General features: G+C 60.9%; 23 protein-coding genes and 1 tRNA gene. 18 read left to right on the plus strand and 6 right to left on the minus strand.

Annotation, left to right across the window (positions count from 1 at the left end; translation table 11 throughout):
- From scpB to ACESMW_RS02590, 7 genes are all read left to right on the plus strand, one after another.
- The coding region (scpB, locus tag ACESMW_RS02560) for an SMC-Scp complex subunit ScpB (protein ID WP_372985516.1) at positions 1-248 on the plus strand (248 nt) is incomplete at its 5' end.
- Between the two features lie 37 nt (positions 249-285).
- The gene (gene rluB / locus ACESMW_RS02565; protein ID WP_372985517.1) at positions 286-1,248 is read left to right on the plus strand and encodes a 23S rRNA pseudouridine(2605) synthase RluB; all 963 of its coding nucleotides are present in this window, start codon (positions 286-288) and stop codon (positions 1,246-1,248) included.
- Between the two features lie 157 nt (positions 1,249-1,405).
- A complete protein-coding gene (locus ACESMW_RS02570; RefSeq protein WP_372985518.1) occupies positions 1,406-2,065 on the plus strand; it encodes a GntR family transcriptional regulator in 660 nt (219 codons plus the stop codon).
- A 1-nt stretch (position 2,066) separates the two neighbouring features.
- Complete coding sequence (gene smc, locus ACESMW_RS02575; RefSeq protein ID WP_372985519.1) at positions 2,067-5,561, plus strand: chromosome segregation protein SMC; 3,495 nt, start codon at positions 2,067-2,069, stop codon at positions 5,559-5,561.
- 128 nt (positions 5,562-5,689) lie between these two features.
- Complete coding sequence (gene zipA, locus ACESMW_RS02580; RefSeq protein ID WP_372985520.1) at positions 5,690-6,757, plus strand: cell division protein ZipA; 1,068 nt, start codon at positions 5,690-5,692, stop codon at positions 6,755-6,757.
- Between the two features lie 72 nt (positions 6,758-6,829).
- Entirely contained in the window at positions 6,830-8,863 is a 2,034-nt protein-coding gene (ligA, locus tag ACESMW_RS02585; RefSeq protein ID WP_372985521.1) for an NAD-dependent DNA ligase LigA, read from the plus strand.
- Between the two features lie 185 nt (positions 8,864-9,048).
- On the plus strand, positions 9,049-11,817 hold the full coding sequence (locus tag ACESMW_RS02590; protein ID WP_372985522.1) for a hypothetical protein: 2,769 nt from the start codon (positions 9,049-9,051) through the stop codon (positions 11,815-11,817).
- A gap of 4 nt (positions 11,818-11,821) precedes the next feature.
- Here ACESMW_RS02590 and mnmC read toward each other — a convergent pair whose 3' ends face one another.
- Entirely contained in the window at positions 11,822-13,699 is a 1,878-nt protein-coding gene (gene mnmC, locus ACESMW_RS02595) for a bifunctional tRNA (5-methylaminomethyl-2-thiouridine)(34)-methyltransferase MnmD/FAD-dependent 5-carboxymethylaminomethyl-2-thiouridine(34) oxidoreductase MnmC (protein WP_372985523.1), read from the minus strand.
- Between the two features lie 3 nt (positions 13,700-13,702).
- The gene (locus ACESMW_RS02600; protein WP_372985524.1) at positions 13,703-14,308 is read right to left on the minus strand and encodes a peptidylprolyl isomerase; all 606 of its coding nucleotides are present in this window, start codon (positions 14,306-14,308) and stop codon (positions 13,703-13,705) included.
- A gap of 167 nt (positions 14,309-14,475) precedes the next feature.
- Here ACESMW_RS02600 and ACESMW_RS02605 point away from each other — a divergent pair, with 167 nt between their 5' ends.
- The 4 genes from ACESMW_RS02605 to ACESMW_RS02620 all read left to right on the plus strand — a co-directional run bounded on the left by ACESMW_RS02605 (position 14,476) and on the right by ACESMW_RS02620 (position 17,995).
- On the plus strand, positions 14,476-15,300 hold the full coding sequence (locus tag ACESMW_RS02605) for a CheR family methyltransferase (RefSeq protein ID WP_372985525.1): 825 nt from the start codon (positions 14,476-14,478) through the stop codon (positions 15,298-15,300).
- Positions 15,301-15,303: 3 nt separating this feature from the next.
- Positions 15,304-16,509: an MFS transporter gene (locus ACESMW_RS02610; RefSeq protein ID WP_372985526.1), complete on the plus strand. Its 1,206-nt coding sequence runs from the start codon at positions 15,304-15,306 to the stop codon at positions 16,507-16,509.
- 92 nt (positions 16,510-16,601) lie between these two features.
- Complete coding sequence (locus ACESMW_RS02615) at positions 16,602-17,519, plus strand: LysR family transcriptional regulator (protein WP_372985527.1); 918 nt, start codon at positions 16,602-16,604, stop codon at positions 17,517-17,519.
- A 104-nt stretch (positions 17,520-17,623) separates the two neighbouring features.
- Positions 17,624-17,995, plus strand: coding sequence for a hypothetical protein (locus tag ACESMW_RS02620; protein WP_372985528.1), 372 nt, complete (start codon positions 17,624-17,626; stop codon positions 17,993-17,995).
- Positions 17,996-18,032: 37 nt separating this feature from the next.
- On the opposite strand, the gene ACESMW_RS02625 is transcribed toward ACESMW_RS02620, so the two are convergent.
- Both ACESMW_RS02625 and ACESMW_RS02630 read right to left on the minus strand, forming a co-directional pair.
- A complete protein-coding gene (locus ACESMW_RS02625; RefSeq protein WP_372985529.1) occupies positions 18,033-18,692 on the minus strand; it encodes a cupin domain-containing protein in 660 nt (219 codons plus the stop codon).
- A 71-nt stretch (positions 18,693-18,763) separates the two neighbouring features.
- Positions 18,764-19,294 (minus strand): isochorismatase family protein, encoded by a 531-nt coding sequence (locus ACESMW_RS02630; protein ID WP_372985530.1) that lies wholly within the window; start codon positions 19,292-19,294, stop codon positions 18,764-18,766.
- A 207-nt stretch (positions 19,295-19,501) separates the two neighbouring features.
- Here ACESMW_RS02630 and ACESMW_RS02635 point away from each other — a divergent pair.
- From ACESMW_RS02635 to ACESMW_RS02660, 6 genes are all read left to right on the plus strand, one after another.
- Positions 19,502-19,592: transfer RNA gene (locus ACESMW_RS02635), tRNA-Ser, on the plus strand.
- Between the two features lie 334 nt (positions 19,593-19,926).
- Complete coding sequence (locus tag ACESMW_RS02640) at positions 19,927-20,433, plus strand: YeeE/YedE thiosulfate transporter family protein (RefSeq protein WP_372985531.1); 507 nt, start codon at positions 19,927-19,929, stop codon at positions 20,431-20,433.
- Positions 20,430-21,041: a DUF6691 family protein gene (locus ACESMW_RS02645; RefSeq protein WP_372985532.1), complete on the plus strand. Its 612-nt coding sequence runs from the start codon at positions 20,430-20,432 to the stop codon at positions 21,039-21,041. Before ACESMW_RS02640 ends, ACESMW_RS02645 begins: the two co-directional genes overlap by 4 nt.
- Before the next feature lie 86 nt (positions 21,042-21,127).
- Positions 21,128-21,322, plus strand: a complete 195-nt coding sequence (locus ACESMW_RS02650; RefSeq protein WP_372985533.1) for a hypothetical protein — start codon at positions 21,128-21,130, stop codon at positions 21,320-21,322.
- Between the two features lie 115 nt (positions 21,323-21,437).
- Entirely contained in the window at positions 21,438-21,866 is a 429-nt protein-coding gene (locus ACESMW_RS02655; RefSeq protein ID WP_372985534.1) for a fused DSP-PTPase phosphatase/NAD kinase-like protein, read from the plus strand.
- Entirely contained in the window at positions 21,866-22,534 is a 669-nt protein-coding gene (locus ACESMW_RS02660; protein WP_372985535.1) for a DUF6969 family protein, read from the plus strand. Before ACESMW_RS02655 ends, ACESMW_RS02660 begins: the two co-directional genes overlap by 1 nt.
- Before the next feature lie 4 nt (positions 22,535-22,538).
- On the opposite strand, the gene ACESMW_RS02665 is transcribed toward ACESMW_RS02660, so the two are convergent.
- Positions 22,539-22,817: an acylphosphatase gene (locus tag ACESMW_RS02665; RefSeq protein WP_372985536.1), complete on the minus strand. Its 279-nt coding sequence runs from the start codon at positions 22,815-22,817 to the stop codon at positions 22,539-22,541.
- 82 nt (positions 22,818-22,899) lie between these two features.
- On the opposite strand from ACESMW_RS02665, the gene ACESMW_RS02670 reads away from it, so the two are divergent.
- Complete coding sequence (locus ACESMW_RS02670; protein WP_372985537.1) at positions 22,900-23,667, plus strand: fructosamine kinase family protein; 768 nt, start codon at positions 22,900-22,902, stop codon at positions 23,665-23,667.
- On the opposite strand, the gene ACESMW_RS02675 is transcribed toward ACESMW_RS02670, so the two are convergent.
- Complete coding sequence (locus ACESMW_RS02675; RefSeq protein WP_372985538.1) at positions 23,652-24,599, minus strand: AEC family transporter; 948 nt, start codon at positions 24,597-24,599, stop codon at positions 23,652-23,654. The two genes, ACESMW_RS02670 and ACESMW_RS02675, sit on opposite strands and share 16 nt — an antisense overlap.
- Positions 24,600-24,640: the final 41 nt, after the last annotated feature.

Here is a 24,640-nt window from a genome sequence, read left to right on the forward strand (position 1 = left end):
ATATCATTCGTACCCTGCTTGAGCGAGAGTGGGTGCGCGTTGTCGGCCACCGGGACGTGCCCGGTCGCCCGGCCATGTACGCCACCACCAAACAGTTTCTGGATTACTTCAACCTGACCGGCCTGGATCAGCTACCGCCACTGTCGGAAGTGCGGGATCTCGAGGAAATCGGCCGGGAAATCGAGAAGAACATGCAGGGGGAGATCGAGTTCGAATCCCCCGAATCCAGTCAGCAGACCATTCACTGACCCCACATAAGCGTCAGTCATTACCAAGGATTTAACCATGGCGTCAGATCGACCAAGCCAAGGCTCAGCAAACCGTCAGGAAACCAGCGGCCCGGAGACGCCGGAGCGGGTCCAGAAACTCCTGGCCAGGGCCGGTGTCGGCTCCCGCCGGGAGATTGAGGGCTGGATGGAAGCCGGTCGGCTCACCGTCAACGGTCAGCCGGTCAGCCCTGGCCAGAAAGCCACGGCACAAGACCGCTTCGAGCTGGATGGCAAGCGGTTGGACGTAGCCGGTGCCGCCGAGGTGCTGCGTCGGGTACTGATCTACAACAAGCCGGAAGGCGAGGTGACTACCCGCAAGGATCCGGAAGGCCGGCCGACGGTGTTTGACCGGCTGCCGAGGCTGAAGGACCACCGCTGGCTGTCCATCGGCCGCCTGGACATTAATACCACCGGTCTGGTGCTGTTCACCACCGACGGCGAGCTGGCCAACCGGCTGATGCACCCGTCCAGCGAGATCGACCGGGAATACGCCGTGCGGATTTTCGGTGAGGTGGACGAGGCCATGATCGAGCGCCTGCTGGAAGGCGTGCTGCTTGAAGACGGAATGGCAAAGTTCACGGACATTACGCCGGCTGGTGGCAGGGGCACGAACCAGTGGTTCCATGTGACCCTCATGGAAGGCCGCAAGCGCGAGGTTCGCCGGCTCTGGGAATCCCAGGGCGTGAAGGTGAGCCGGCTCAAGCGGGTACGTTACGGGCCGATCTTCCTGCCCAGCCGCCTGACCGTGGGCAAATGGGAAGAGCTGGATCAGAAGGCGGTGGATTTGCTGAGCCGGACGGTCGGGCTGGATCCTGTCGAGATTCCTGCCAAAACCCCTGGTGAACAGGCCGCCCATGACCGCCGTCGGCGTAAGGCGCCGTCCCGCCCCGGCAAAAAGCCTGGCGCGAATAAATGGCAGGTTACTGATTCCGCTCCAGAAAAGCCGAAAGCACGCCGTCGACCCCAATCCCGGAAGTAAGGCTGGGCGCGCGGTCCGGAAAATCCGGAGTGGGGCAATCAAAATGTCGGACAAGGGGGTGGGGCCGGTGCAAGCCTGTGCTAAACTCCAGCGCTTGTGACTGTATTCATCCGGGAAGTGAGCGCCAGAATTTATGAGGTTTCAGGCTCCTGAAAGTTTGTCCGAACAGATTGCCCAGCACCTGGGGCAGAGGATCATCACCCGTGATCTCAAGCCAGGCGAGCGAATCCAGGAACTCAAGGTCGCCGGCGAATTGAACGTCAGCCGCGGCTCCGTCCGAGAGGCCCTGCTGATTATGCAGCGCCGGCACCTGGTGGAAATCTTTCCCCGCCGGGGCGCCGTGGTCTCGGGCCTGACCGCCGACAGCGTCAACAACCTCTACGATATCTACATCGATCTCCTGTGCATGCTGGGGCGCAAAGTCCTTGAGCGCTGGTCCGGCGAGGAACTGGGCGGCGTCATGGGCCAGGTCCGGGAGCTGCAGGCGGTGATCGACGCCCTCAACTCCAACAGTGCCGATGCGGCGGAACAGGTGATCGACGCCGGCTTCGGTGTCATGCGTTACGCCTACCGTCTGGTGGAGAATCCTTTCCTCGAGGAAACCCTGGAGAACTTCCGGCCGGCCATCAGCCGTACCTATTTTGTGGCGCTGGAACATTTCCGGGAAGAGATTGACGAGACGGCAACCTTCTTCCGCCAGCTGGCGGATGCGGCTACCGCCGGCGATGCCGACCGTCTCCAGGCGGCCATCCAGGCCTTCGGCGAGCACCAGCGCCAGCAGGTCCTGAGTATTCTCAGGGACGAGGAGAGCGCCTGATATGCGCCTGAAGTCCATCAAGCTGTCCGGTTTCAAGTCTTTTGTGGACCCGACCACGGTACCTTTCCCCTCCAACATGACCGCGGTGGTGGGGCCCAACGGCTGTGGCAAGTCGAACATCATTGACGCGGTTCGCTGGGTCATGGGGGAGAGTTCCGCCAAGTACCTCCGTGGCGAATCCATGACCGACGTTATCTTCAACGGTTCCAGCGCCCGCAAGCCCGTTGGCCAGGCCTCCATCGAACTGGTGTTCGACAACAGCGACGGCTCGGCGCCCGGCGAATTTGTCCGCTTCAACGAAATCTCCGTGCGCCGTCGGGTGTCCCGGGAAGGCCAGTCCGAATACTTCATGAATGGTGCGAAATGCCGCCGCCGTGACATCACCGATCTGTTCCTGGGTACCGGTCTGGGGCCTCGCAGCTACGCCATCATCGAGCAGGGCATGATTTCCCGGCTCATCGAAGCCAAACCGGAAGAACTCCGGGTCTATATCGAGGAAGCCGCGGGAATTTCCAAGTACAAGGAACGGCGTCGGGAAACCGAGAACCGGATCCGCCGCACCCAGGAAAACCTCGAGCGCCTGACTGACCTGCGTGATGAACTGGCTCGCCAGCTGCAACATCTGGAACGCCAGGCGGCTGCCGCCGAGAAGTACAAGGCCTACAAGCAGGAAGAGCGCCAGAAGAAGGCGGAGCTGACGGTGCTGCGCTGGCAATCCCTGGATAATGACCTGCAGACCTGGCGTGGCAAGATCCGGGATACCGAGCTTGAACTGGAAAAACAGCTGACCGAACGGGTGAGCCTGGAAACCGCTCTCGAATCGCTCCGGGACAGTCATCAGGACCGCACCGAACATTTCAATCGCGCCCAGGCCCGATACTACGAGGCCGGCGCCGATATTGCCCGTATCGAACAGAGCCTGGAACACCAGCGCGAGCGTAGCCGCCAGACCGCCACGGAACTGGACCAGGCCATGGCCAACGAGCGTGAGCTGGCGCGGGAACTGGAGCAGGACGAAGAAAAGCTGGCCGGTATCCAGGAAGAGCTGGACATGATGGAGCCGGAACAGGAAGCCCTGGCCATCCGCTCCGAGGAATCAGGCGAGAAGCTGCAGCAGGCCGAAGAAGCCATGAGCGACTGGCAGCACAAGTGGGAAGAGTTTAGTACCCGCTCTTCCGATGCGCGCCGTCAGGCGGAGCTGGCCCAGTCCCGCATCCGCTCTCTGGAAGACGCCATCGAACAGCTGCGGAACCGGAGCCGGAAACTGGAGGACGAGCGTGAACTGCTCGAAGGCCAGATGGACCGGGCGGAACTGGAAGGCCTGCTGGAGCAACAGGAAACTCTGGAGCTCCAGCGGGAAGAAGCCTCCGAGCGCATCGCGGATATCCAGGACGAACTCTACGAAGCCCGCCAGCAGCAGCGCGAGGCCGAAAATGCCCTGTCTGAGGAGCGCCAGCGGGTCCAGAGCCTTCGGGCGTCCCTTGAATCCCAGCAGGCATTGCTGGACGAACAACTGGGTAGTCAGGACGATCAGCTTCAGTCCTGGCTCTCCGACCATGACCTTTTGGACGCTCCGCGTGTGGCCTCACGCCTGCGGATTGACGACGGCTGGGAATTCGCCGTGGAGCAGGTCATCGGCCGGTTCACCCAGGGGCTTGCGCTGCCGGGCATCTCCGGACTTTCCGGTGCCATGGCGGAGGCCCCACGGGGATTGGCAGTGGTGGATGACGGTTCCGGGGATGCCGGCACTGGTACCGGGCTCGCCGCAAGGGTCTCTGGTGTGCCGGCGGTCACCGCGATGCTCGACGGAATCGACACCGCTGAAAACCTGGATGAGGCCCTGGCCACGCGCGCGAGCCTTGGCGCGGGGCAGAGTCTGATCACCCGGGAAGGTATCTGGGTCGCCCGTGACTGGATCCTGATGCCGGACTCGGATGCCGGTCAGGTGGGGGTCATCGAGCGTCAGAAAAAAGTGGCCGAACTGACGGAACAGCTTGCCAGCGCCGAGGCAGCCATGGAGACGGCAAATGAGCGTCTGGAGCAGCTCCAGGAGCGCGCCGAGCGGGCGCAAGCAACCCGCGAGGACGCCCAGGCGAAACTGTCCGATGCCGAGCGGGAACTCAGCAGCCTCGGCTCCCGGATCTCCGGGCTCAAGGCCCGGGCCGAACAGATCGATGCCCGGCTGCAACGGATTACCGAGGATCGGGAGGATGTGGCTGTCAGTCTTGAGGACCAGCAGGAAAGTCTGCAGATGGCCCGGGAGGAATGGCAGCAGGCACTGGCTTCCACGGAAGACAGTGACGAGGAAAAGGAAAGGTTGCTGGAACAGAGAGACACGCTCCGGGAGAACCTGGACCGACTGCGCCAGGAGGCCCGTCACGACCGGGACCATGCCCACCAGCTGCAGCTGCAGCTTCAGACCCTGAACAGTCAGCGTGAGGGCCTGAAACAGACCATTGATCGGATGCAGCTGCAGAAGGAGCGGATCCAGGAGCGCCTCGAGATCCTGCGGGAAGCGCGGGAGAACGCCGAAGAGCCCATGGAAGACTTGCAGATGCAGCTCGAGGGCCTGCTGGACCGTCGACTGGCGGAAGAGGAAAAACTGGGTGCAGCCCGGGACTCCCTGGAAGAGATTGACCGGGAGGTCCGTGAAAAGGAACAGGCCCGCAGCCGCATTGACCATGAGATCCAGGATGTCCGTGCCCGGCTGGAAAAACTCAAGATGGAGTCACAGGCACTGGAGATCCGCTCCGGCAACCACATCGAGCAGCTCACGGAACTGGATGTGAAACTGCAGGAAATACTGGAGCAGCTGCCGGAAGGGGCCAATGAGAAGGACTGGGCCGACGAGCTTGAGAAGATCGGCAACCGGATCCAGCGGCTGGGTGCCATCAACCTGGCGGCCATCGAGGAATACCAGGTCCAGAGCGAGCGCAAGACCTATCTGGACAGCCAGCACGAAGACCTGATGGAAGCCCTGGAAACGCTGGACAACGCGATCCGGAAGATCGACCGGGAAACCCGCCAGCGCTTCAAGGAAACCTTCGACCAGGTCAACGGCGGCCTGCAGGCACTGTTCCCGAAAGTGTTCGGGGGCGGTAATGCCTATCTGGAACTGACCGGTGAGGATCTGCTGGAAACCGGCGTCGCCATTATGGCGCGGCCGCCGGGCAAGAAGAACAGCACCATCCATCTGCTCTCCGGTGGTGAAAAGGCCCTGACAGCGATCGCACTGGTGTTTTCAATCTTCCAGCTCAACCCGGCGCCTTTCTGTATGCTGGATGAGGTGGATGCGCCTCTGGACGATGCCAACGTCGGCCGCTACGCCAATATGGTCAAGGAGATGTCGAAGCAGGTGCAGTTCATCTACATTACCCACAACAAGATCGCCATGGAGATGGCGGACCAGTTGATGGGTGTGACCATGCATGAACCGGGTTGTTCGCGGCTGGTGTCTGTGGATGTGGAAGAGGCGGCAGCCCTGGCCGAGGCCTGATGCCGGCACTGGTTGAAATGCCATCAAGGATGACAAATATGCCATCTGGCCCGGCTGTGCGTTGTATTCATTACAGGCTTTTCTTAGAGTAGCAACATTATTGAACCTGCAGACAGGACGACAGCACTATGTCTCTTAGGGAATGGTTAATCGCCATAGGTACCCTGGTTATTCTCGGCATCGTGATAGATGGTATTCGTCGGATGCGCCGGGCTCGGAAAGAGTCCATGGCCATTTCGTCGGGGATGGGTGCGGATGACCTCGACGAATCTCCCCTCGAAGAGGAGTACAACCCCGAGTTGCCCAATGGCGGAGCCCGGACGATCTCCCGTGACGTTCTGGAAGAGCGGGGTTACGTCAAGCCCGAAAGATCCAGCCGCTTTGGCAACCCGCCGCCCAAACCGACCCGGCCGGCGAAGGAAACTCGCAAGCCCGAACAGCCCGCCGAGCCTGAACCCGAAATGGCGGAGGACGAGCGTCTGTCGTCCGCCGATCAGGATGACTACATCCAGGACGCCGGCTGGGGCGCCCGTGACGATGAAGCGGTTGATGATGGTGTCGTAAGCGAGCCTCGCACCGTGGCGCCAGAACCAGCGCCCCGGCCTGCAGAGCCAGAGGTCACTGAAGAGCCCCGCTCTGCCAGGCACGCAGAGACAGAAAATGCGCCCCCGATTGTCACCAGCGAGGTTGAGGAGGACACCGCCCGGAGAACCCCCACCGCGCGGCGTTCTGACCAGCCACTGGCGGGTGCCAACCGTCCCGAGGCCCGGGAAGTGATTGTGATCAACATACTCGCCCGCAGTGGCGAGGAGTTCTCTGGCCCGGCCCTCAAGAAACTGTTCGAGGCCTGTGGGCTTGAACATGGCGACATGGATATCTACCACCGCCACGAGGAAGCGGACACCACCAGCCCGGTGCAGTTCAGCGTGGCCAATGCCGTGGAGCCCGGCACTTTCAAGCCCTCCGACATTCCGGGTATGAAGACGCCGGGGATCAGCTTTTTCATGAGCCTGCCCGGTCCGTCGAAGCCTCTGCAGGCCTTCGATTTCATGCTGGAGACCGCCCAGGCGGTGGTTCGTAACCTGGGAGGTGAACTCAAGGACGAACGGCGCAGCGTGATGACGCCGCAGACCATCGAGCATTGTCGCCAGCGCATCCGCGAGTTCGAGCGCAAGCAGCGATCCCATCGGGTTTGAGGGTCGTAACACCGAAAGCGTAATGCCCGGCACTGGTCCGGGCATTTTTGTGACAGCCGAGAGTGCCCATTGATGAGCAAAGCCACGCCCGACATTATCAAGCGTGTTGAAGAACTCCGGTCCCAGATCGAGGACCACAACTACCATTATTACGTCCTGGATGATCCCCGCATTCCGGACGCGGAATACGACCGTCTGTTCCGGGAGCTGCAGCAGCTTGAAGGAGACTACCCCGAACTCGCCTCCGACGATTCTCCGACCCGGAGGGTGGGCAGCAGCGCCGAGACCAGTTTCGAGGAAGTGGTTCATCGGCTACCGATGCTCTCCCTGGATAATGCCTTCAGTGAAGAAGAGCTCCGGGATTTCGACCGGCGGATTCGTGACCGTCTCGATACCGACAGCGAAATCGAGTACGTGTGCGAGCCCAAACTCGATGGCCTTGCTGTCAGCCTTCACTACGAGAACGGTTCGCTGACCGTGGCCGCCACCCGGGGCGATGGCTACAGCGGCGAGGACATCACTGCGAACATCCGTACGATACCCTCGGTGCCGCTCAAGCTGCGTGGTGACGATGTGCCGGAGATGGTGGAAGTCCGGGGCGAGGTCTACATGCCCAAGGCCGGCTTCGAGAAGCTCAACCAGCGGCTGGCGGACCGGGGTGAGAAGACCTTCGTGAATCCCCGTAACGCCGCCGCCGGCAGTCTGCGCCAGAAGAAATCCACGGTGACGGCGAAACGCCCGCTGGAAATGTGTGCCTACAGTGTGGCCGTCGCTGACGAGAGTCTCCTGCCGGATACCCAGTGGGACGGTCTGCAGCAGGTCAGGCGTTGGGGCTTCCGGATCAATCCGGAAATGCGTAAGGCCAAGGGTGTGGAAGAATGCCTTGAGGCCTACAACGAGTTGATGGAAAAGCGGGACTCCCTCCCGTACGAGATCGATGGCATCGTGTTCAAGGTCAACCGTCTGGATCTCCAGCAGCGGCTGGGCTTTGTGTCCAGGGCGCCCCGGTGGGCCATTGCCCACAAGTTCCCGGCCCAGGAAGAGTTGACGGTCATCGAGGACGTGGAATTCCAGGTTGGCCGTACCGGCGCCGTGACCCCGGTGGCGCGTCTCAAGCCGGTGTTTGTTGGCGGCGTCACGGTGAGCAACGCGACGTTGCACAACATGGACGAGATTCGCCGGCTGGATGTTCACATCGGGGACACCGTGTTCATCCGGCGGGCCGGGGATGTGATTCCCCAGGTGGTCAAGGTGGTGGCGGACAAACGCCCGAAGAACGCCAAACCGGTGGAGTTACCGAAGACCTGTCCCGTGTGCGGCTCCGACGTCATCCAGATTGAAGGCGAGGCCGTGGCCCGATGTTCCGGCGGTCTGTACTGCCCGGCCCAGAGAAAAGAGGCCATCCGCCATTACGCCTCGCGAAAGGCCCTGGACATCGAAGGGCTGGGCGACAAGTGGATCGACATCCTGGTGGATCGTGGCATGGTCAGGACGGTGGCCGACCTGTATCACCTCAAGGTCAGGGACCTGACCAGTCTGGAACGAATGGGTGAGAAGTCCGCCAGTAACCTGGTCAAGGCCATCGAGGGCTCCCGGGAACCGGTGCTCTGGCGTTTTCTCTATGCGCTCGGTATCAGGGAAGTGGGCGAGGCGACGGCCAAGGCCCTGGCCAGTCATTTCGGAACCCTTGAGGCCATCGCCGATGCGGACGAAGAGGCGCTGCAGGAAGTGCCGGACGTGGGCCCCATTGTCGCCGGGCATATCCGAAGCTTCTTCGATCAATCCCATAACCAGGAAACCCTCCAGGCTCTTAAGGACGCCGGTGTCCGGTGGCAGGAAGAGGTGGTGGAGCAGGGCGAGAAACCGCTCCAGGGCGAGACCTGGGTTCTCACCGGCACCCTGTCTGGGATGACCCGTGACGAGGCCAGGGAGAAACTGGAAGCCCTTGGCGCGAAAGTCGCCGGGAGTGTCTCCAAGAAAACTGCCTGTGTTGTAGCGGGCGAGGCAGCCGGCTCAAAGCTGGCCAAGGCCGAGCAGTTGGGCGTGCCGGTTCTTGACGAGGAAGGCCTGCTGAAGCTGTTGAAAGAGCACGGCCTCGAAGGCTGAGCCTTGCATCACAAACGCGCAGCTGCCCGCAGACCAGGACGGTTTACGGGCAGCGAATCTGAGAACTCGCGCAGATCCCGTCTTCGACAAATTGGCTACCATGGCGTTGTTCTGTAACGGTGTGTAAATAAGGCTCGATCGCCGGCTCACACCCATAATAACAACGCTCCGAAACGGACTTTTCCATGTGCGCCGATAGTTGTTCCCGCATCGCTTCCGGTCTCCGCTTTACCGGCCTGATACTTCTCCTGACTGCTCTCGTTGGCTGTAAAACCGAGAAAGACCCGGATCAGCCAACCATCCTCGGGGCACCGCCGACCAACGCCTACCTGGGCGTGGAGTATTACTACAACTGGGGCGCGTACGGGGGGGAAGGCATTCTCGATTACAGCCTGACCAACGCTCCGTCCTGGCTGGCGCTGGAGGACATCAGCAACAAGGCTCGCCAGGGTGTGATCATGTACGGCGTGCCCGGCCTGACCGGGGGCAGTCGGGGTGAGGCGGATCTCGGGAAGACCGAAGACATCAACCTGGTGACCACAGATGGCAGCCTGGCCGGTACTGCGCCGTTTGATATTGAAGTGCGATACAACCCCCTGGCTCTGGAGGCGGGTAACTTCACCGAGGGTGAGGTACCGGAACTTGCGACTCCGAGAGGGGAGCATTGCGCGGTGCCGGATCTGTCCGAGCCGGGAGAACATACCTTCACCATCAATACCTACGACGATTCCGGCGCGGTTGATGGCGAAAAGGAAGTCACCCTGCCTACCCGTCAGGTCGCCGTCAAGGTGACCCTCGACAAGCCCTCGGTGACCCGGGTTGGCGTCGCCTTTGAACTGAGCTCCCAATACGATCCCGGCATGTGTGATCCGTCGTTCACCGGCACCGCGCCTCACCAGCGTTGCGATTTCAGTGCTGCCAATGCCAGCGACGCCATCATCGGTAAGGACATTGTAGGCCTCGGCACCGGCTCTCCGGCGCCCGTGGATGAAAACGGCGATCCGCTCGGCTACCTCTCCTACGAAGCGGATGACAATGGCTATCTGACCCGGGGAGTCGTCACCCTTGAGCCGGGAATCACCGAATGCTATATCCGCCTCGAAGTGGTGGAGGACAGTTTTGCCGAGCTTTCCGAGTCGGCACATCTGACCCTCACCGAGGTCCGCTCCGGCCTTGCCGGGCTTGGCCCTAACAACGGCGGGGTACAGGCCACCGTGACCATTGATGACAACGAACCGGTGGTGTCCCTGGAAACCCTGAACGGCGGGCTCAGGGACACCCTGAACGTGGGGGATGCCCGGGAATACCGTGCCAGGTTGACCGGCGAGCGGGAAGGAATCGTGCAGGCCCGCCTGATCCACTCCGAAAGTTCCACCGCGCGACTTGATAGCGAGTTTGTGATCGAGCAGCAGGAAGCCGGGCTCTGGGTGGAGAATCCAACCCTGAGTTTTCCGGCGGATCAGGATCAGGTCACCCTCCGTGTCCGTGTGCCTGCGGACAGCTACACCAACCCGGGTCTGGACGACCGTTTTATCCAGATGGCTCTGGACGAGGCCTACCAGGCCGGACGCGAGGGATTTGCACGGCCGGCGTCAGAGGATCTGCTGCGTATCAGCCTGAATGAACTGACAGCACCGATCGTTCTGCCGGCGGGCGGAGGTTTCCTGCCCACGGATATGGCCCTTGGTCACGACGGCCGGCTTTTCCTGGCCGGCTATGACAGTGCCGACGGCAACCGGGCCAAGGTCCGGATCTTTGACCAGAAAGGCAACCTGCTACAGGAGGCAGGCGTTACGCCGGAGGGTGTCAGTCTTGCGCCGTCGTCCCCGGTCATTGGTGTGGTGAACAGGAAGGTTACCGAGAACAACACCAAGGTGGACCGGTATGAGTTCGTGGTTGCCTACAGCACTGACGAGAACATTCCGGGGGCAAATCGCGCGGAAGTAGATATGGGCCTTGAGGACGTCATTGCCTCCGTATTCTTGTTCAACGGTGATTTGAACGGTGGCGAGTACGTTCCTTACTGGACGCTACGCAGTGGCACCTCTGGTAACGACCGGACCCGGGATGCCGGGATCAATCCGGATTCCGGCTATGTGATCCTGTCCGGTGAAACCACCGGAACCTGGCCCGGACAAAGTTCGGCCGGTGGCGTAGACAGCTTCCTGCAACGGATTGATACTGTGCTGGACGGCGACACGCCGGTGCCCGAAGTCGCCTGGACCCGACAGGTGGGATCTGCCAGCGACGATGCCGTGGCGGGCAGTTCGGTGCTGTCCATGTCGCCCATGCTGTTCGGCTCGGCTGCAGGTTCCGTGGGTGGTGCCCAGGTGATCGGCGGGGAGGATGCCTATTTCTATTCCTACGGCGGGGCGTCAACCACGCCGACCGTCTATCAGGTGGGAACTGCTGGTGATGAGTCGGTCACGGCCGGCCTGTTCAGTGGGAATCACCTCTGGCTGCTGGGCGCGAGTGATGGGGAGTACTCCGTCGCCACCGGCGAGGACGATGTTCAAACCCTGGTGCGTGAGCCGTTGTCCAGTCAGGCGGGCTTCCTGCTGTCCTATTCCCCGACCGGAGGCCTGAGCAGGGGGTTCACCTTGAACGACGCGGCGGACGCATCCAGTGAGTCTTTCCACGCCCTGACCGGATTCGGTGGCGATATGGTGGCCGGAGGCGATACCACCGGCAATTTCACCGGAGATGCGGTTCCTTCATCCGGCCAGACCCAGGGCATCGTCAGCCGCATTTCGCTGGTCGAGCCGACCGCAACGGATGACAGCGAACCAAAGTTCCGCAACGAGTGGCGCTTCCAACTGACGACCGGAGAGACGTCTGTACAGCGACTCGCCAATTACCGGGACGACGAAATCACGGCGTTGGTGCGTTCGGGGGACGACCGGATGATTACCCTGCTCAGTCCCGAGGGGCGGCTGCTGACGCCCCTGAACTGAGGTGTCAGCCGGCCCGGCGCCGGCATATCCGGTCCGGCCGGACGCTGTGGGCGAGTGTCGCGGGCAGGCAGGCCGGTTGCCCGGTGAGCTGGTCCGCCACGTACTCGGCAAGAAGCGGCGCGTAGGTGAGCCCCTTGCTCCCCAGGCCGCTAAGCAGATAGACACCTTCAAGTGACTGCCCGTTGCAGTCTGCCATCATTCCGGCTACCGGCTGGTAATCGTGGGTGGTGCAGCGGAAGCCGACGCGTCCCTCGAAATCCCCGTTGCTTTCGTCTTCAGCAAACAAGCCCGGCAACATGTCGCCGAGCTGCTGGAGGTTCTCGGCGTTGGCCTCGCGGGTGACCGTGGGGTCGGCGCTGTGAAGGTCAAAGGTGGCCCCGGTCACGGCCAAGCCGTCCTGGCACGGATTAAGGTATTTCTGGCCACAGATAACCGCCTTGGGTGCCCGGATGGCTTCCTCGGGGAGGTGGGTTACCTGGCCCCGGATCGCCTTGAACCGATATTCACCCTTGAGCGGAATCAGTTCCGCCGTTTGGTGGCCTGCGGCGATCACCACACTCTCTGCGATGATGTCGGCGCCATTAAGGCTGGACAGGTGCCATTTGCCGTTGCAGGGCATCAGCCGTTCCACCCGTGTGCCGAATCGGCAATCAATCAGGGCGTGACGGGCCAGCTCCCGGCAAAGGCTGCCGGGTGACAGCCAGCCATTATTGGGGAACCAGAGCCCACCGTTGGCGACGGAAGTACCGGTAAGTTCGGAGGCGGTGGCCGCGTCCACAGGGTACAGAAGCTCTTCGGGATACTGGTTGCGCTCCAGGAAACGAGCCTGCCGGTCCTGTTCCTGAGGATTCCACGCCATCTGTAGCAGGCCGGTCGTGTGCCAGAAGGAATCCCGGTAGGGTTCGTAGGCGCGCTGACTGAAGGTCAGGGCGGAGACGGCCAGTTCTGTCTGGGCGTTGAACTCGACGCCGAGCTTCACATACATTGCGCCCTGAAGATTTCCGGAGGCCGCGGCACCGGCAGTTTCTTCCGCATCAATGAGAGTGACCGCCACACCGCGACTGGCCAGATTCCGGGCCAGCAGGGTGCCAGCGATGCCCGCACCGATGATTGCCACGGTACCGGCAGGGGCAGGCGAATTGCTGGAAACGGTGCCAGGCAGCACCCCGGCGATCATGTCCCGCTTGCGTCCGTAGCCCGGTGTTTTGCGCATCTCGAAGCCTTCGTCCTCGAGCGCCCGGCGGATTCTGCCCACCGCGGTAAAGGTCGCCAGGGTCGTGCCCGGTTTACTGTGCTCGCGGATTAGCGCCATGGCCTGGTCCAGCCACATGTCGGGGTTCAGGGCCGGAGCAAAACCGTCCAGGAACCAGGCGTCGGCAGAGAATGACAGAGCCCCCCAGGCTTCCAGTACATCGCCAAAGTGCAGGGTCAGGCGCACCCGGCCTTCATCCAGTACCAGGCGGTGGGTACCCCGGACCAGGGACGGGTAACGCGCCAACAGTTCCGCAGCGAGCGGTGCCAGTTCGGGCCAGAGGTCCAGGGCGCGCTTGAGATCATCCCGTGTGAGTGGGTAGCGCTCGGCGGAGACGAAATGCAGTACGGATCCGTTATCCGGCCGGTGCTCTTGCCAGGCTTGCCAGGCGGCAAGAAAATTGAGGCCGGTGCCGAAGCCGGTCTCCGCGATCACGAACGCACCTTGCGGAGGCACTACCTGGAAACGGTCGATCAGGTTGTTGTGGTCCAGAAAGACATAGCGGGTTTCTTCCAGGCCGTTATCGCGGCTGAAGTAGACGTCCCCGAACCGGGCCGACTCCGGTATTCCATCCCGCCAGACGAGATCGGCGGGTTCGATTGCTGGCGGACGTACGGTGGATTCAGTCATGTTCTACTCGTCGTTGCTGACCACCGAAACCGTCTCGATGATAACCGGTTCGACCGGTACGTCTCTCATGCCACGGGCGTAGCCGGTTTCGACACCGGCGATGGCGTCAACCACATCCATGCCTTCGGTAACCTCACCAAACACGGCGTAGCCTGCGCCACGGACGCCGGCATTGAGAGAGTCATTGTCGACCACGTTGATGAAAAACTGGGAAGTGGCCGAATCCGGATTGTTGGTGCGGGCCATGGCGATGGTGCCCCGCTGGTTCGGCAGGTCCTTGCTGGCTTCGTTGACGATCGGATCCCGGGTTGGTTTGCGTGACAGGTCCGCGGTAAATCCGCCGCCCTGGACCATGAAGCCGGGGATGACACGGTGAAACACCGTACCCTCATAGAATCCGTCCCGGGCGTATTGAAGGAAGTTCTCTACGGTTTCGGGAGCCACATCGGGGCGAAGTTCGAGCACGAAGTCACCCTGGCTTGTTTCAAACCGGACTTCGGGCATTGTCGCATCCTCGTCTCCCGATTGGGCCTGTGCCGGTGCGGAGACCAGGCAAAAAGCAGCCAGGGCGGCCAGCAGCGGGGAAACCAGTTGGCGGGAAAAAGGCATGTATTGAGTCATATCCGGGACACTCTCGATGTTGTAGGCAAAGTTCCGACCGGGTAAATCAGCGGGACCAGCTGGGCGAAGCAGGATGTTAGCAGATTGATCCCACACAACGGCCAGCCGAAGGTGGTAAAATGCCACGTTAATTACGCGAATATAATAATGAGTCAATGGAAACGATAAAGACAAGCGACTATCAGGCATTGCAGGCCTATCTTCGGGATGCCTGCGGGATCCTGCTGAGGGACAGCGCTCAGGAGCTGGCCCGGCGACGCCTGCGGCCGGTACTGGATAATCATCAGTTGATCTCCATCGAGGATCTACTGGAAGGTCTGGACAGACCGGGGCGGTCCGGCCTGAAGGAAGCTGTCATTGATGCGATCACCATGAGCGAAAGCCGGTGGTTCGGCGACGCGTCGGTGTTTTCAATGCTGTGCGACCAGGTGTTACCCGACATCGCCGGGCGTACCCCGGGCAAGAGGGTGGCGATCTGGTCAGCGGCCTGTTCCACCGGCCAGGAGTCATACTCCCTGGCCATGGCCGCAAGCGAGTTCAAGGAGCGGAACCCCGGCAACCTGGCCGAGGCCAGGGTTTTGTCGACGGATACCTCCCGTAGCGCCCTGGAGGTGGCCCGGCGGGCTCACTACGAACTCGGTCCTGAAGACACGGAAATTACTTCCCGGCGCAAGGAGCGTTTTTTCCAGTCCATCGAGAAGGGTGGCTGGCAAGTCAGCCCCGATATCCGTTCCCTGGTCGAGTTCCGTGAGCTGAACCTGCTTCAACGCACTTTGCCGGGCAAGTTCGACGTGGTGATCTGCCAGAACGCCCTGGTTTACTACTCGGCAGAGAAGAGAAAGGCCATATTGGCCCGGTTTCATGCTTCCCTCAATCCCGGCGGCTACCTGATCGCCGGGTCCTCCGAGCTGGCGGGCGACATGCCCAGCCTGTACGAACCCATTGAGTGCCCCAGCGGCACCGCCTACAGGAAAAAGTAATCCATGCCTCTGAATGTCTGGGTGCTGGTGGCTGCGCAAGCGCTGGCCATGTGTACCGCACCGTTCATCATCGTCATCGGCAGCATCCAGGGCCGGGCCCTGGCACCGTCTGCTGAGTGGGCCACGCTTCCCGTGGGGCTTGTTGTGGTCGGGACGGTGCTTTCGGTCAAACTGGCCACCTGGTTGATGGAGCGGGTAGGGCGCAAACCGGTCATGCTGCTGGGGGCCATCATGGGCATCCTGGCCGGCGGTCTGGGTGCGCTGGCTTCCTGGCAGGGATCTTTCCCGCTGCTTTGTGTGGCCGCCGTCGTGGGTGGTAGTGGCCTTGCGGTGGTGCATCAGTACCGGTTTGCCGCGATGGAGTCGGTGCGTCCGGAGCTTGCAGCCTCGGCCGCAGCCAGGGTGCTTCTGGGCGGGCTCGGTGCAGCCTGGTTGGGGCCAGAAATTGCCACGCTCGGAGCCGGTCCGGATGAGACTCATCCGTTCATGGATAGCTGGCTTGGGCTGCTGGCGGTGCAGGCCGTGGCCCTGGTGACACTTTTCGCCGGCTATCGCTCGAAGGGCGAGCTGGTCCGGGAGGACCATGTTGGCGGCGGCCGGCCACTGCGGGAAATCCTGGTCAATCCCCTGGTACTGGCAGCGATCGGTGCTGCGGCCATCGGTTATGCGGTGATGGCCTTCATCATGACCGCGACCCCGCTCAGCATGACCGAAATGGCCGGTCACAGCCTCGACGATGCCAAGACGGTCATCCAGCTCCACATCATGGCCATGTACCTGCCATCCCTGATCAGCGGCTGGCTGACCCGGGTAGTGGGCATTCCGCTGATGATGGTCGGCGGGCTGCTGGCCTATCTCGCATGCGTGCTGCTTGCGGCAGCCGGCATCAGCTTCCACCACTACCTGTGGGCGCTCCTGTTGCTGGGCATGGGCTGGAATTTTCTGTTTGTGGGTGGAACTGCCTTGTTGCCACAGGGCTACCAGGATTCCGAGCGTTTCCGGGTGCAGGGGCTCAATGACATCCTTGTGTTCGGCTCCCAGGCGACCGCGTCGCTGTCTGCGGGAGCGGTTTTTGCCTGGGTCGGGTGGTCCGGTCTGGTTATGGTCTCCGTACCTTTCCTGGTACTTCAGGGCATTCTCGTGATGCTTTGGCTTGCACGCTCCAGGGCAACCCAGAAGCTGCAGACAGGAGGCGCAGATGCAGATTGATTTTGATGGCATGGACCCGAAAGAGGTCTATCACATCCTCACCCAGACCATTATTCCCCGACCGGCGTGATTGCCACAGGAGGTCCGAATCCATGGAACAGCTCAACCTCCGGCATCTGTATTATTTCTGGGTGATCAGTCGGGAAGGCTCGATCGCCCGGGCCAGTGAGCTGCTCGATCTGGCGCCGCAAACCCTGAGCGGTCAGCTGGCCACCTTTGAGTCGGCCGTCGGAGGAAGGCTTTTCCTCCGCGAACGGCGGAAACTGGCGTTGACCGACCTCGGACGGATGATCCTCGGCTATGCCGACGACATTTTCGCCCTTACCGGGGAGCTGACCGACACACTGCAACTTGCCCCCGCCGATCGTCCCCTGACGCTGGCCGCAGGTATCTCCGCCTCGATCCACAAGCTTATTGCCTATTACCTGTTGCAGCCGGCCATGGCGCTCAAACGACCGGTGCAGCTGGAATGCCGGACCGGAAGGACCGAGGATCTGGTACTGAGCCTCAAGCGAAAAGAGCTGGATGTGGTTCTGGCGGACCGGATGCCGGGGCTGGATGAGCACGGTCCCTTCACGGTGCACCCGGTTGCCGGCTCCAGTATTAGCCTGTTTGCCGCCCCGGCGCTGGCTGCCAACCTGCGGGAAGGATTCCCCGATTCCCTGAATGGCCAGCCTCTGCTGGCCAATGCCACAGATGCGCCGTATTTCGAGCGCCTGATGAACTGGCTGTCACTGCAGGGTGTGCGAATGAAGCTGGTGGCCCGGGTTGATGACAGTGCCCTGATCAAGGTTTTCGGACGTCAGGGTTATGGCGTCTTTGCCGCGCCCACGGTGATACGGCGAGAAGTCTGCCGGCAGTACGAGGTGGAGCACATCGCCTGTATTGAAGAAGTGCAGGATGAATTGTTTGCCATCACCCGTGGCCGTAAGCTGGCCCACGAGGGCGTGCGGGCAATCTGTATGGACCCTGTCAATTTCAGCGCGCTTGGAACAGACCTGGAGAATTGATGCATCGAAAAGTTCGATGTTAAAGGATCAAAAAAGCTTATTTTCTCGAAGTTGGGATCGGAGGAACATGGGAATCGTGAAGTGGCAACTCGGAGGATGCAGCCATGAAAACGATTCACAAATTCCGCGTTGAAGCCGGAAAAGAGCCGACAACCCTGAACCTGAAAGAGGGCTACCGGGTAGTGCGCTGCGAATACATCGTCCCGCACAAGGCCGTGTACCTCTGGGTGGAACAGCCGCTGAATGTTGGCACACCGACAGTCGAGCGTCAGTTCCGGGTGGCCCTGTCCGGTGAGCCGGTGCCGGACCGTTTCGACTATCTCGGTACCGCACTGGACCCGTTCGGACCGGAGGCTTACCACGTGTTCGCCCTGCCGGCCGGGGAAAACGATTTCCGCTATACGCCCGCGGACGATGGCGCAAGCAACGACCTCTTCAGCAGCGTCGGTTGGCAGTCCTCAGCAATGTCATCCTGATGCGCACTCTCTTGGCCCTTCGGGGCCTTTTTTCTTTCTACCGTGCTGCCAGGGGAAGGTGGCCGGTCTTGACCCAGATAACAGTTTCCTGCTCCACAAACGGGTGATGCTGGCTCATATGCGGGCTGCGGATCCAGGTGCCGGCAGGATAGCGGCCATGCTCATCGCAGAACTCACCAGAGAGCACAAAGATTTCTTCGCCGCCAAAGTGCCGGTGGGGCTGGAATACTTCGTTGGCGGGCCATTTCACCAGTGCCACGTGTTCGTGTTCAAAGTCATGCAGGGGCATCACTTGAAGCCCGCCAATGCCCGGTAACCACTCAGCCGTGCGCGTATCCACCCGGACGGTCTCCGTGTCTCTCTCGTCAAACTGGTGCAGCTTGACCAGCAGGGTACATCCCTCCTTGCTGAAGGGCGCGTGGCCGCTGCCGGGCGGGTTGCGCAGATAGGTGCCGGCCGGGTAGTCGCCGGTCTCGTCGGAGAAGACGCCTTCGAGTACCAGGATTTCCTCTCCCAGCGGGTGTTCGTGGCGCTTGAACGATGCTCCAGGCTCATAGCGGACCACGCTGGTTGCGTGACCCCGTTCGGCTTCTTCCCGGGCCAGTGGCTTCCGCATGACACCGCCGGCAGGGCTGGGCACCCAGTCCATCTCTGCGGTACGGATCACCACCTTTTCACTGAAATCCATATTGAGCATGACAAACCTCTGATTGCTGAAGTGCCGGGAATACGCCAGCGGATGCGCGCTGGATGACCGCGCCAGGCCGATTACTTGATGAGCGCCTGGATATCCCGGAAACGGGGGTGCCGGCAATCGCGCATCCATTCAAAGGCAACCATTTCCAGAGTGACAATCCTGGCGCCACTCTCGTTCAGTCGATCCAGGGCCACATCCCGGTCAAAATCATTTCTCGAGCCGGTGGCATCTGCCACCACCCACACCTTGTAGCCGGCATCCAGGAGGCTCAGGGCGGTCTGCATCATACAGACATGGGTCTCACAGCCACCAATGACAATATGCTGCCGACCTTCCGGTAGCTGATCGATGAGGCCATCCGGGCAGGCATCGAAATGGGTCTTGTCGAGAACCGAATCGCACAGTTCCCGCACCGATTCGATATTGGGGCCGAGCTTGTCCGGCAGTTGCTCTGTACCGAGCACAGGAACCCCGAGGAGCCCTGCAATGGTTGCGAGCGTCGTGCACCGGTCAGCCACTTCCTCGCCGAAGCTGATCGCGGGCATCAGCTTTTCCTGGAGATCAATCAGGATCAGGACAGATTGGCCTGCTTTCATCAGCATTGTTATTCTCCTTGTTCTGAGAGGGCAGTATTGTACGAGGCGTTCCTCTAACGATACTACTCAACTTGTTCAACCGTTAACCTGAAACCAGGCCAACGTGAAATTTTTTCGGTGATTTCCGGATAGGGTGTTGCCAAGGGCCCGAAAAACCATTAAAGTTTGCGCCCTCAAATGAGCGGCAACACCGCTGATTTGAAACAGTTTATTGGAGAGGTGGCCGAGTGGCTGAAGGCGCACGCCTGGAAAGTGTGTATACGTTAATAGCGTATCGAGGGTTCGAATCCCTCCCTCTCCGCCAATACAGAACCCCAGCATCGCTGGGGTTTTTTATTGGCCGATTGGTAGGGTAAGAAGAACCTTCGCAGGTTCGACCGAAGGCGGCGAAGCAGCCTGAGGAACGTCGGAGCAACGCGACGACGGCCCCGAAGGGGTGAGGCCCGCAGGGCCGAATAATCCTCCCTCTCCGCCAATACAAAACCCCGTCAGAAATGGCGGGGTTTTTTATTGGGCGTATTCCAGGTCTAAACTTGATGAGTATCACTTCTTGAGCGGTATCCACCCTTGCGGGTTTGATAGTCGGGAATAACCATATATAAAACAGGTATAACCTACTGAACGAAAAGGAGTCGGATATGTCTCCACGCCCCTTCTGGTCACCCCTCTGGGCAGGCATTGCCCTGGGGTTGGCGTTATTTCTCACCTTTGTCCTGACCGGTCACGGCTTGGGCGCCAGTGGTTTCTTTACCCGGTTTACCGCGGAAGTTAGTCAGTGGCTGGCACCGGAGCTGACGGCGGCCAACCGGTACCTGGGCGATTATGTCCGTGGTGAGCCACTGCAGGCCTGGATCACCTGGGAGGTGATCGGAGCGTTCATTGGTGCACTTGTCGGTGCGCTCTCCGGTCGAAGGTTCAGACCACAGGTGGAACGGGGGCCCTCATCCGGAGTCGGTAGCCGGCTCGTGCTGGCTCTGATCGGTGGTATCCTGACCGGTCTCGGTGCCCGTCTGGCACGCGGCTGCACCAGTGGCCTCGGTCTTTCCGGCGGCGCTGCATTGGCGGTTGGGGGCTTTGTGTTCCTGATCTGCTTCTTCGCGGCGGGTTTCCTGTTCAGCTTCATTGTACGGAGGTACTGGCAATGATCTGGCCCCTCTATGATTTCGGTGTTGCGTCCGGTTTGCTGGCCGGCTTCCTGTTCGGCTTTGTACTCGAAAATGCAGGGTTTGGCAGCCCCCGGAAACTCACCGGGCAGTTCCGGCTTGAAGACTGGTCCGTGTTCAAGGTGATGTTTACCGCGGTTATTGTGGCGGCCGTGCTGCTGTGGCTGTCGAAACAGTTCGGTTTGATGGGGGCCGGCAGCTACTACGTACCCACGCCGTTCTATGTCGCTATGGCGGTCGGCGGATTGTTGATTGGCGCAGGATTCGCTATTGGTGGCTATTGCCCGGGAACGTCGGTTGCCGGACTCGCCGGCGGTCGTATTGACGCTATCGTGTTCATGGTCGGAATGCTACTGGGCACCGCCTTGTTTGCCGCCTGGTTCGGCCCGCTGGAGGACCTCTATCTGGCCACTCCCGGTCCACAGGGGCAGACTCTGATGGATCTTACCGGCATTCCCGAATGGCTCATTATTCTCGTGCTGGCGGCAATGGCCTGGGGTGGTTTCAAGTTGGGTAGCAGACTCGAGCAAAAGCTGGGCGGGCCCTACCAGGCCTCCGATCTTTATCCGGCGGACAACAAACAGAACTGAAGGAGCACAGTCATGACCAGTTACCGTTTCAAACGTGCCGCATTACCTGTAGCCATTACCATCGCCTTGGGCATGGGTGTTGCCGGGTGCTCCGATTCGCAGAACCCGGCCGCAACACAGGGTCAGACAAGCAGTCAGTCGTCGAGTGCCAATCCCTGTGCGGCCGCGAATCCGTGCGCGGCAGCCAGCCAGAGTGGGGCGAACCCCTGCGCGGCGGCCAACCCCTGCGCCGCAGCCAATCCATCAGCAAACCCCTGTGCGGCAAACTCCGGCTCGGGTAGTGGCACAGCCCAGCCAATGCCCGCAGCCGTTCCCAGATCGACCGCGCAAAATCCTGACCGGGCGCTTCCTTACGCAATTGAAAGTGACCGGACAGAGGCGCCTTTCGGCAGTGAAATGCCTTCCGTGGTCAAAAACTACAACAGGCCATCGCCGTTTATTGCCGCTGGCGGCCATGTGGAGAAAGGCGCAATGGCAGAACTGAAGGCCCAGGGCTTCAATACCGTGGTCAGTCTGCTCACCGAAGAGGAAGGTGTGGCGGAGGAAAAGGCGGAGGCACATGCCGCCGGCCTGAATTTCTATGGGCTTGGCGTTTCAACCAGCGCGCCAACCCGGGCTCAGGTGGAGGCATTCTCGAAGATCGCATCTTCGCCGGCGAACTATCCGATTCTGGTGCACTGTGCCAGCAGTAACCGGGTAGGGGCGATGTGGGCCCTGTACCGGTTCCAGATGGGTGTGCCTGCGGAGATTGCCATTGAGGAAGGGCGGGCTGCCGGTCTGAAAACGAGCCGGGAAGGTGCTGTTCGGGAACTCATGGGCCTCTGATGGATTTTCAGCCTGACCTCTCGGCCCTGGCGGACGAAGAGCTCGAAAGCCTCCTGGATTCGGCCAGCCGGGTCCGGGAGTGCTATCGCGTGCTTGAGAAAGGCGGCCTGAATGTTGTGGGTGAGGTTTTGAAGGGCCAGGGCACCTTCTACGAGATGGAGCATTACCCCAAGGGTGATGTCTTCGACCGGGACACCCGCAGCCAGTACTATTACCACGCCCACCGGCAGGACAACCCCGAACACGGCCATTTCCATACGTTCCTGAGGCTGCCGGACGGGGAGAAGGGCGAAGATCGCACCATGCACCTGATTGCCATCTCCATGGATGCCTGGGGCTTCCCGACCGGACTGTTTACCACCAATCGCTGGGTGACCGACGAGAAGTGGCATCCCTCCGACCAGATCATCCCCCGTCTTGGCGAGTTTGAAATCGACCATGCGTCACCAAGCTGGCCGGTAAACATCTGGATAACCCACTTTGTCCGGCTCTACCGGTTTCATATTGCAGCCATGCTGGAAGAACGTGATCGGGTCATCCAGTCCGTCGGGCGGCCGCTTGATGAGGTCCTGGAGAACCGGGACTTTGAGGTCCTCAGCAGCTGCGAGGTTGATGTTGAAGCGTGGCAGAAAACCCTGAACCAGGCCTTGCGACAACAGCATCGCTGAAATGTCAGTAGCGTACCCCGAAATTCGAGAACTCCCCATTCGCCCGCTGCTCCTCAACCTCGATATCAGTGACCTTGGCCGCAGGGGGACCTTCCTGGCACCACTGGTGCAATTGCTGGAGCTCTTCCGGACTGCCTTCGGCAATCACCTCGACGCGTCCGTCCGGCAGGTTCCTGGCATAGCCGAACAGCCCCAGCCGATTGGCTTCCTTTTCGGTGGAGGCCCGGTAGTAGACACCCTGCACCTTGCCTGAGATCAGCATTTTCCAGCGTTTCTTGTCCATAGCAGTCGCGCGACTCCGTTACATGTTAGCCTGAGACCAATCTAACGCCCCGGCCGGAAACGATTCAAGGAAGGGTAAAGCCATGTTCACCAAACATAATAACACCGGATTTTCCGATGCACTGATTTGCGAGGCGGAGGGGCTGGAGAGCCTTCGTTCAGCACTGGTGCAGGCGGGTGTCACGGATGTGCGGATTCCGGAGGTGGTGCGGGTCGATAATAGTGTGCTGGAGATCACCGGCATCGAGTCCGAACCCGCCACTGCCGAAACCCTTGCCATGCTGGGAGAGGGGCTGGCGCTGATGCACCGGCTGAAACAGGATCGCTACGGCTGGGGACGGGACAACTACATCGGACTGTCGCCCCAGCCCAATGGCTGGTCGGACTCCTGGGGGGAGTTCTTCGTTTCAGACCGCCTGGGCTATCAGGTGAGTCGAATCCAAAATCCGGAGATTCGTGTTGAGTTCGAGGCGGTACTCGAGCGCCACGGCGAGTCTCTGGCACGGTGGCTCGACGATACCTGCGAGCATCCGAGCCTTTTGCACGGCGACCTCTGGAGCGGCAACGCTCTGTTTGATCGGAACACCCCCTGGCTTATTGATCCGGCAGTATATTGCGGTGACCGGGAGGCAGATCTGGCAATGACCGAAATGTTCGGCGGCTTCGGCGAGGCGTTCTACGAGGCCTACGACCGGATGTACGCCCGATCCCCGGATTATCCCCGCAAGAGGGACATCTACAACCTGTACCACTATCTGAACCACTACAACCTGTTTGGCGGCGGTTACCTCGGTGGTTGTCAGCGCGGTTTCGAGACGGTTCGTGCGGTCGGCTCTCAGATGATGCCGTAACTGCGTAACAGGAAGACGCCAGCGGTAACTGTAACGCTGGCCATCAGGGTGGTCAGGGCAATGATATTGGCCGCCAGGCGGTCATTGCCACCGAGCGCCTTGACCATCACGAAACTGGCGGCGGCGGTCGGACTGGCGAAGAACAGGAACATCAGTCCCAGCTCCGGCCCCCGGAAACCGGCCAGCCAGCCCGCAGCGGTGCACAGGGCCGGCAACACGATCATTTTCATGGCGCTGGAGCCGAAAGCGGTCTTGCTGTCGCTGCGAATGGAGCTCAGGGACACGGTGGCGCCAATGCACAACAGGGCCAGCGGAAGGGTCAGGGACGCAAAATAGTCGGCGCTAGTCATGACCCAGGTGGGTAATCCGATATTCAGCCAGGCAAAGGGGATAGCCACCACAACGGCGATAATCAGAGGGTTACGGATAATGTCATGGATGATCTTGCGCCAGCTGGCGGACTGGCCGGGTTGGTAGGCGATCAGCACCACCACCGACAGTGCGTTGTAAGAGATGATCACCAGGCCGAGCAGGATACCGCCGGCGGATAACCCGAAATCACCATACAGGTTGGCCGCCAGCGCCAGGCCGACAATCCCGCAGTTGCCCCGGAAAGCCCCTTGCACGTAGACCCCGCGATCCTCTCTTCGCACCCGCCAGGCCGCCCACAGCCAGGTCAGACCGAACCCGCCAAGGGTGGCTAGCAGGTAAAACAGCAGCAGTTCCGGATTCAGGGCGGTACTCAGGTCGGCGCGGATGATGCTCAGGAATACCAGCGTCGGCAGTGTCGCCTTGAATACCAGGGCAGAGGCGGTATTGATGAAGGGGGCATCGATCCAGCCGATCCGCCGCAGCCCGAGCCCGATAAAGACCATGGCAAATACCGGCAAGGTGGTTTCCAGTGTCTGGAGAAAGATGTCGATCAGGTTCATTGCGGGGCCATGGCAAATAGTGCAGGGGTAATTCGAGGCGG

The organism is Marinobacter sp., from assembly GCF_041690455.1.
Taxonomy (GTDB): domain Bacteria; phylum Pseudomonadota; class Gammaproteobacteria; order Pseudomonadales; family Oleiphilaceae; genus Marinobacter.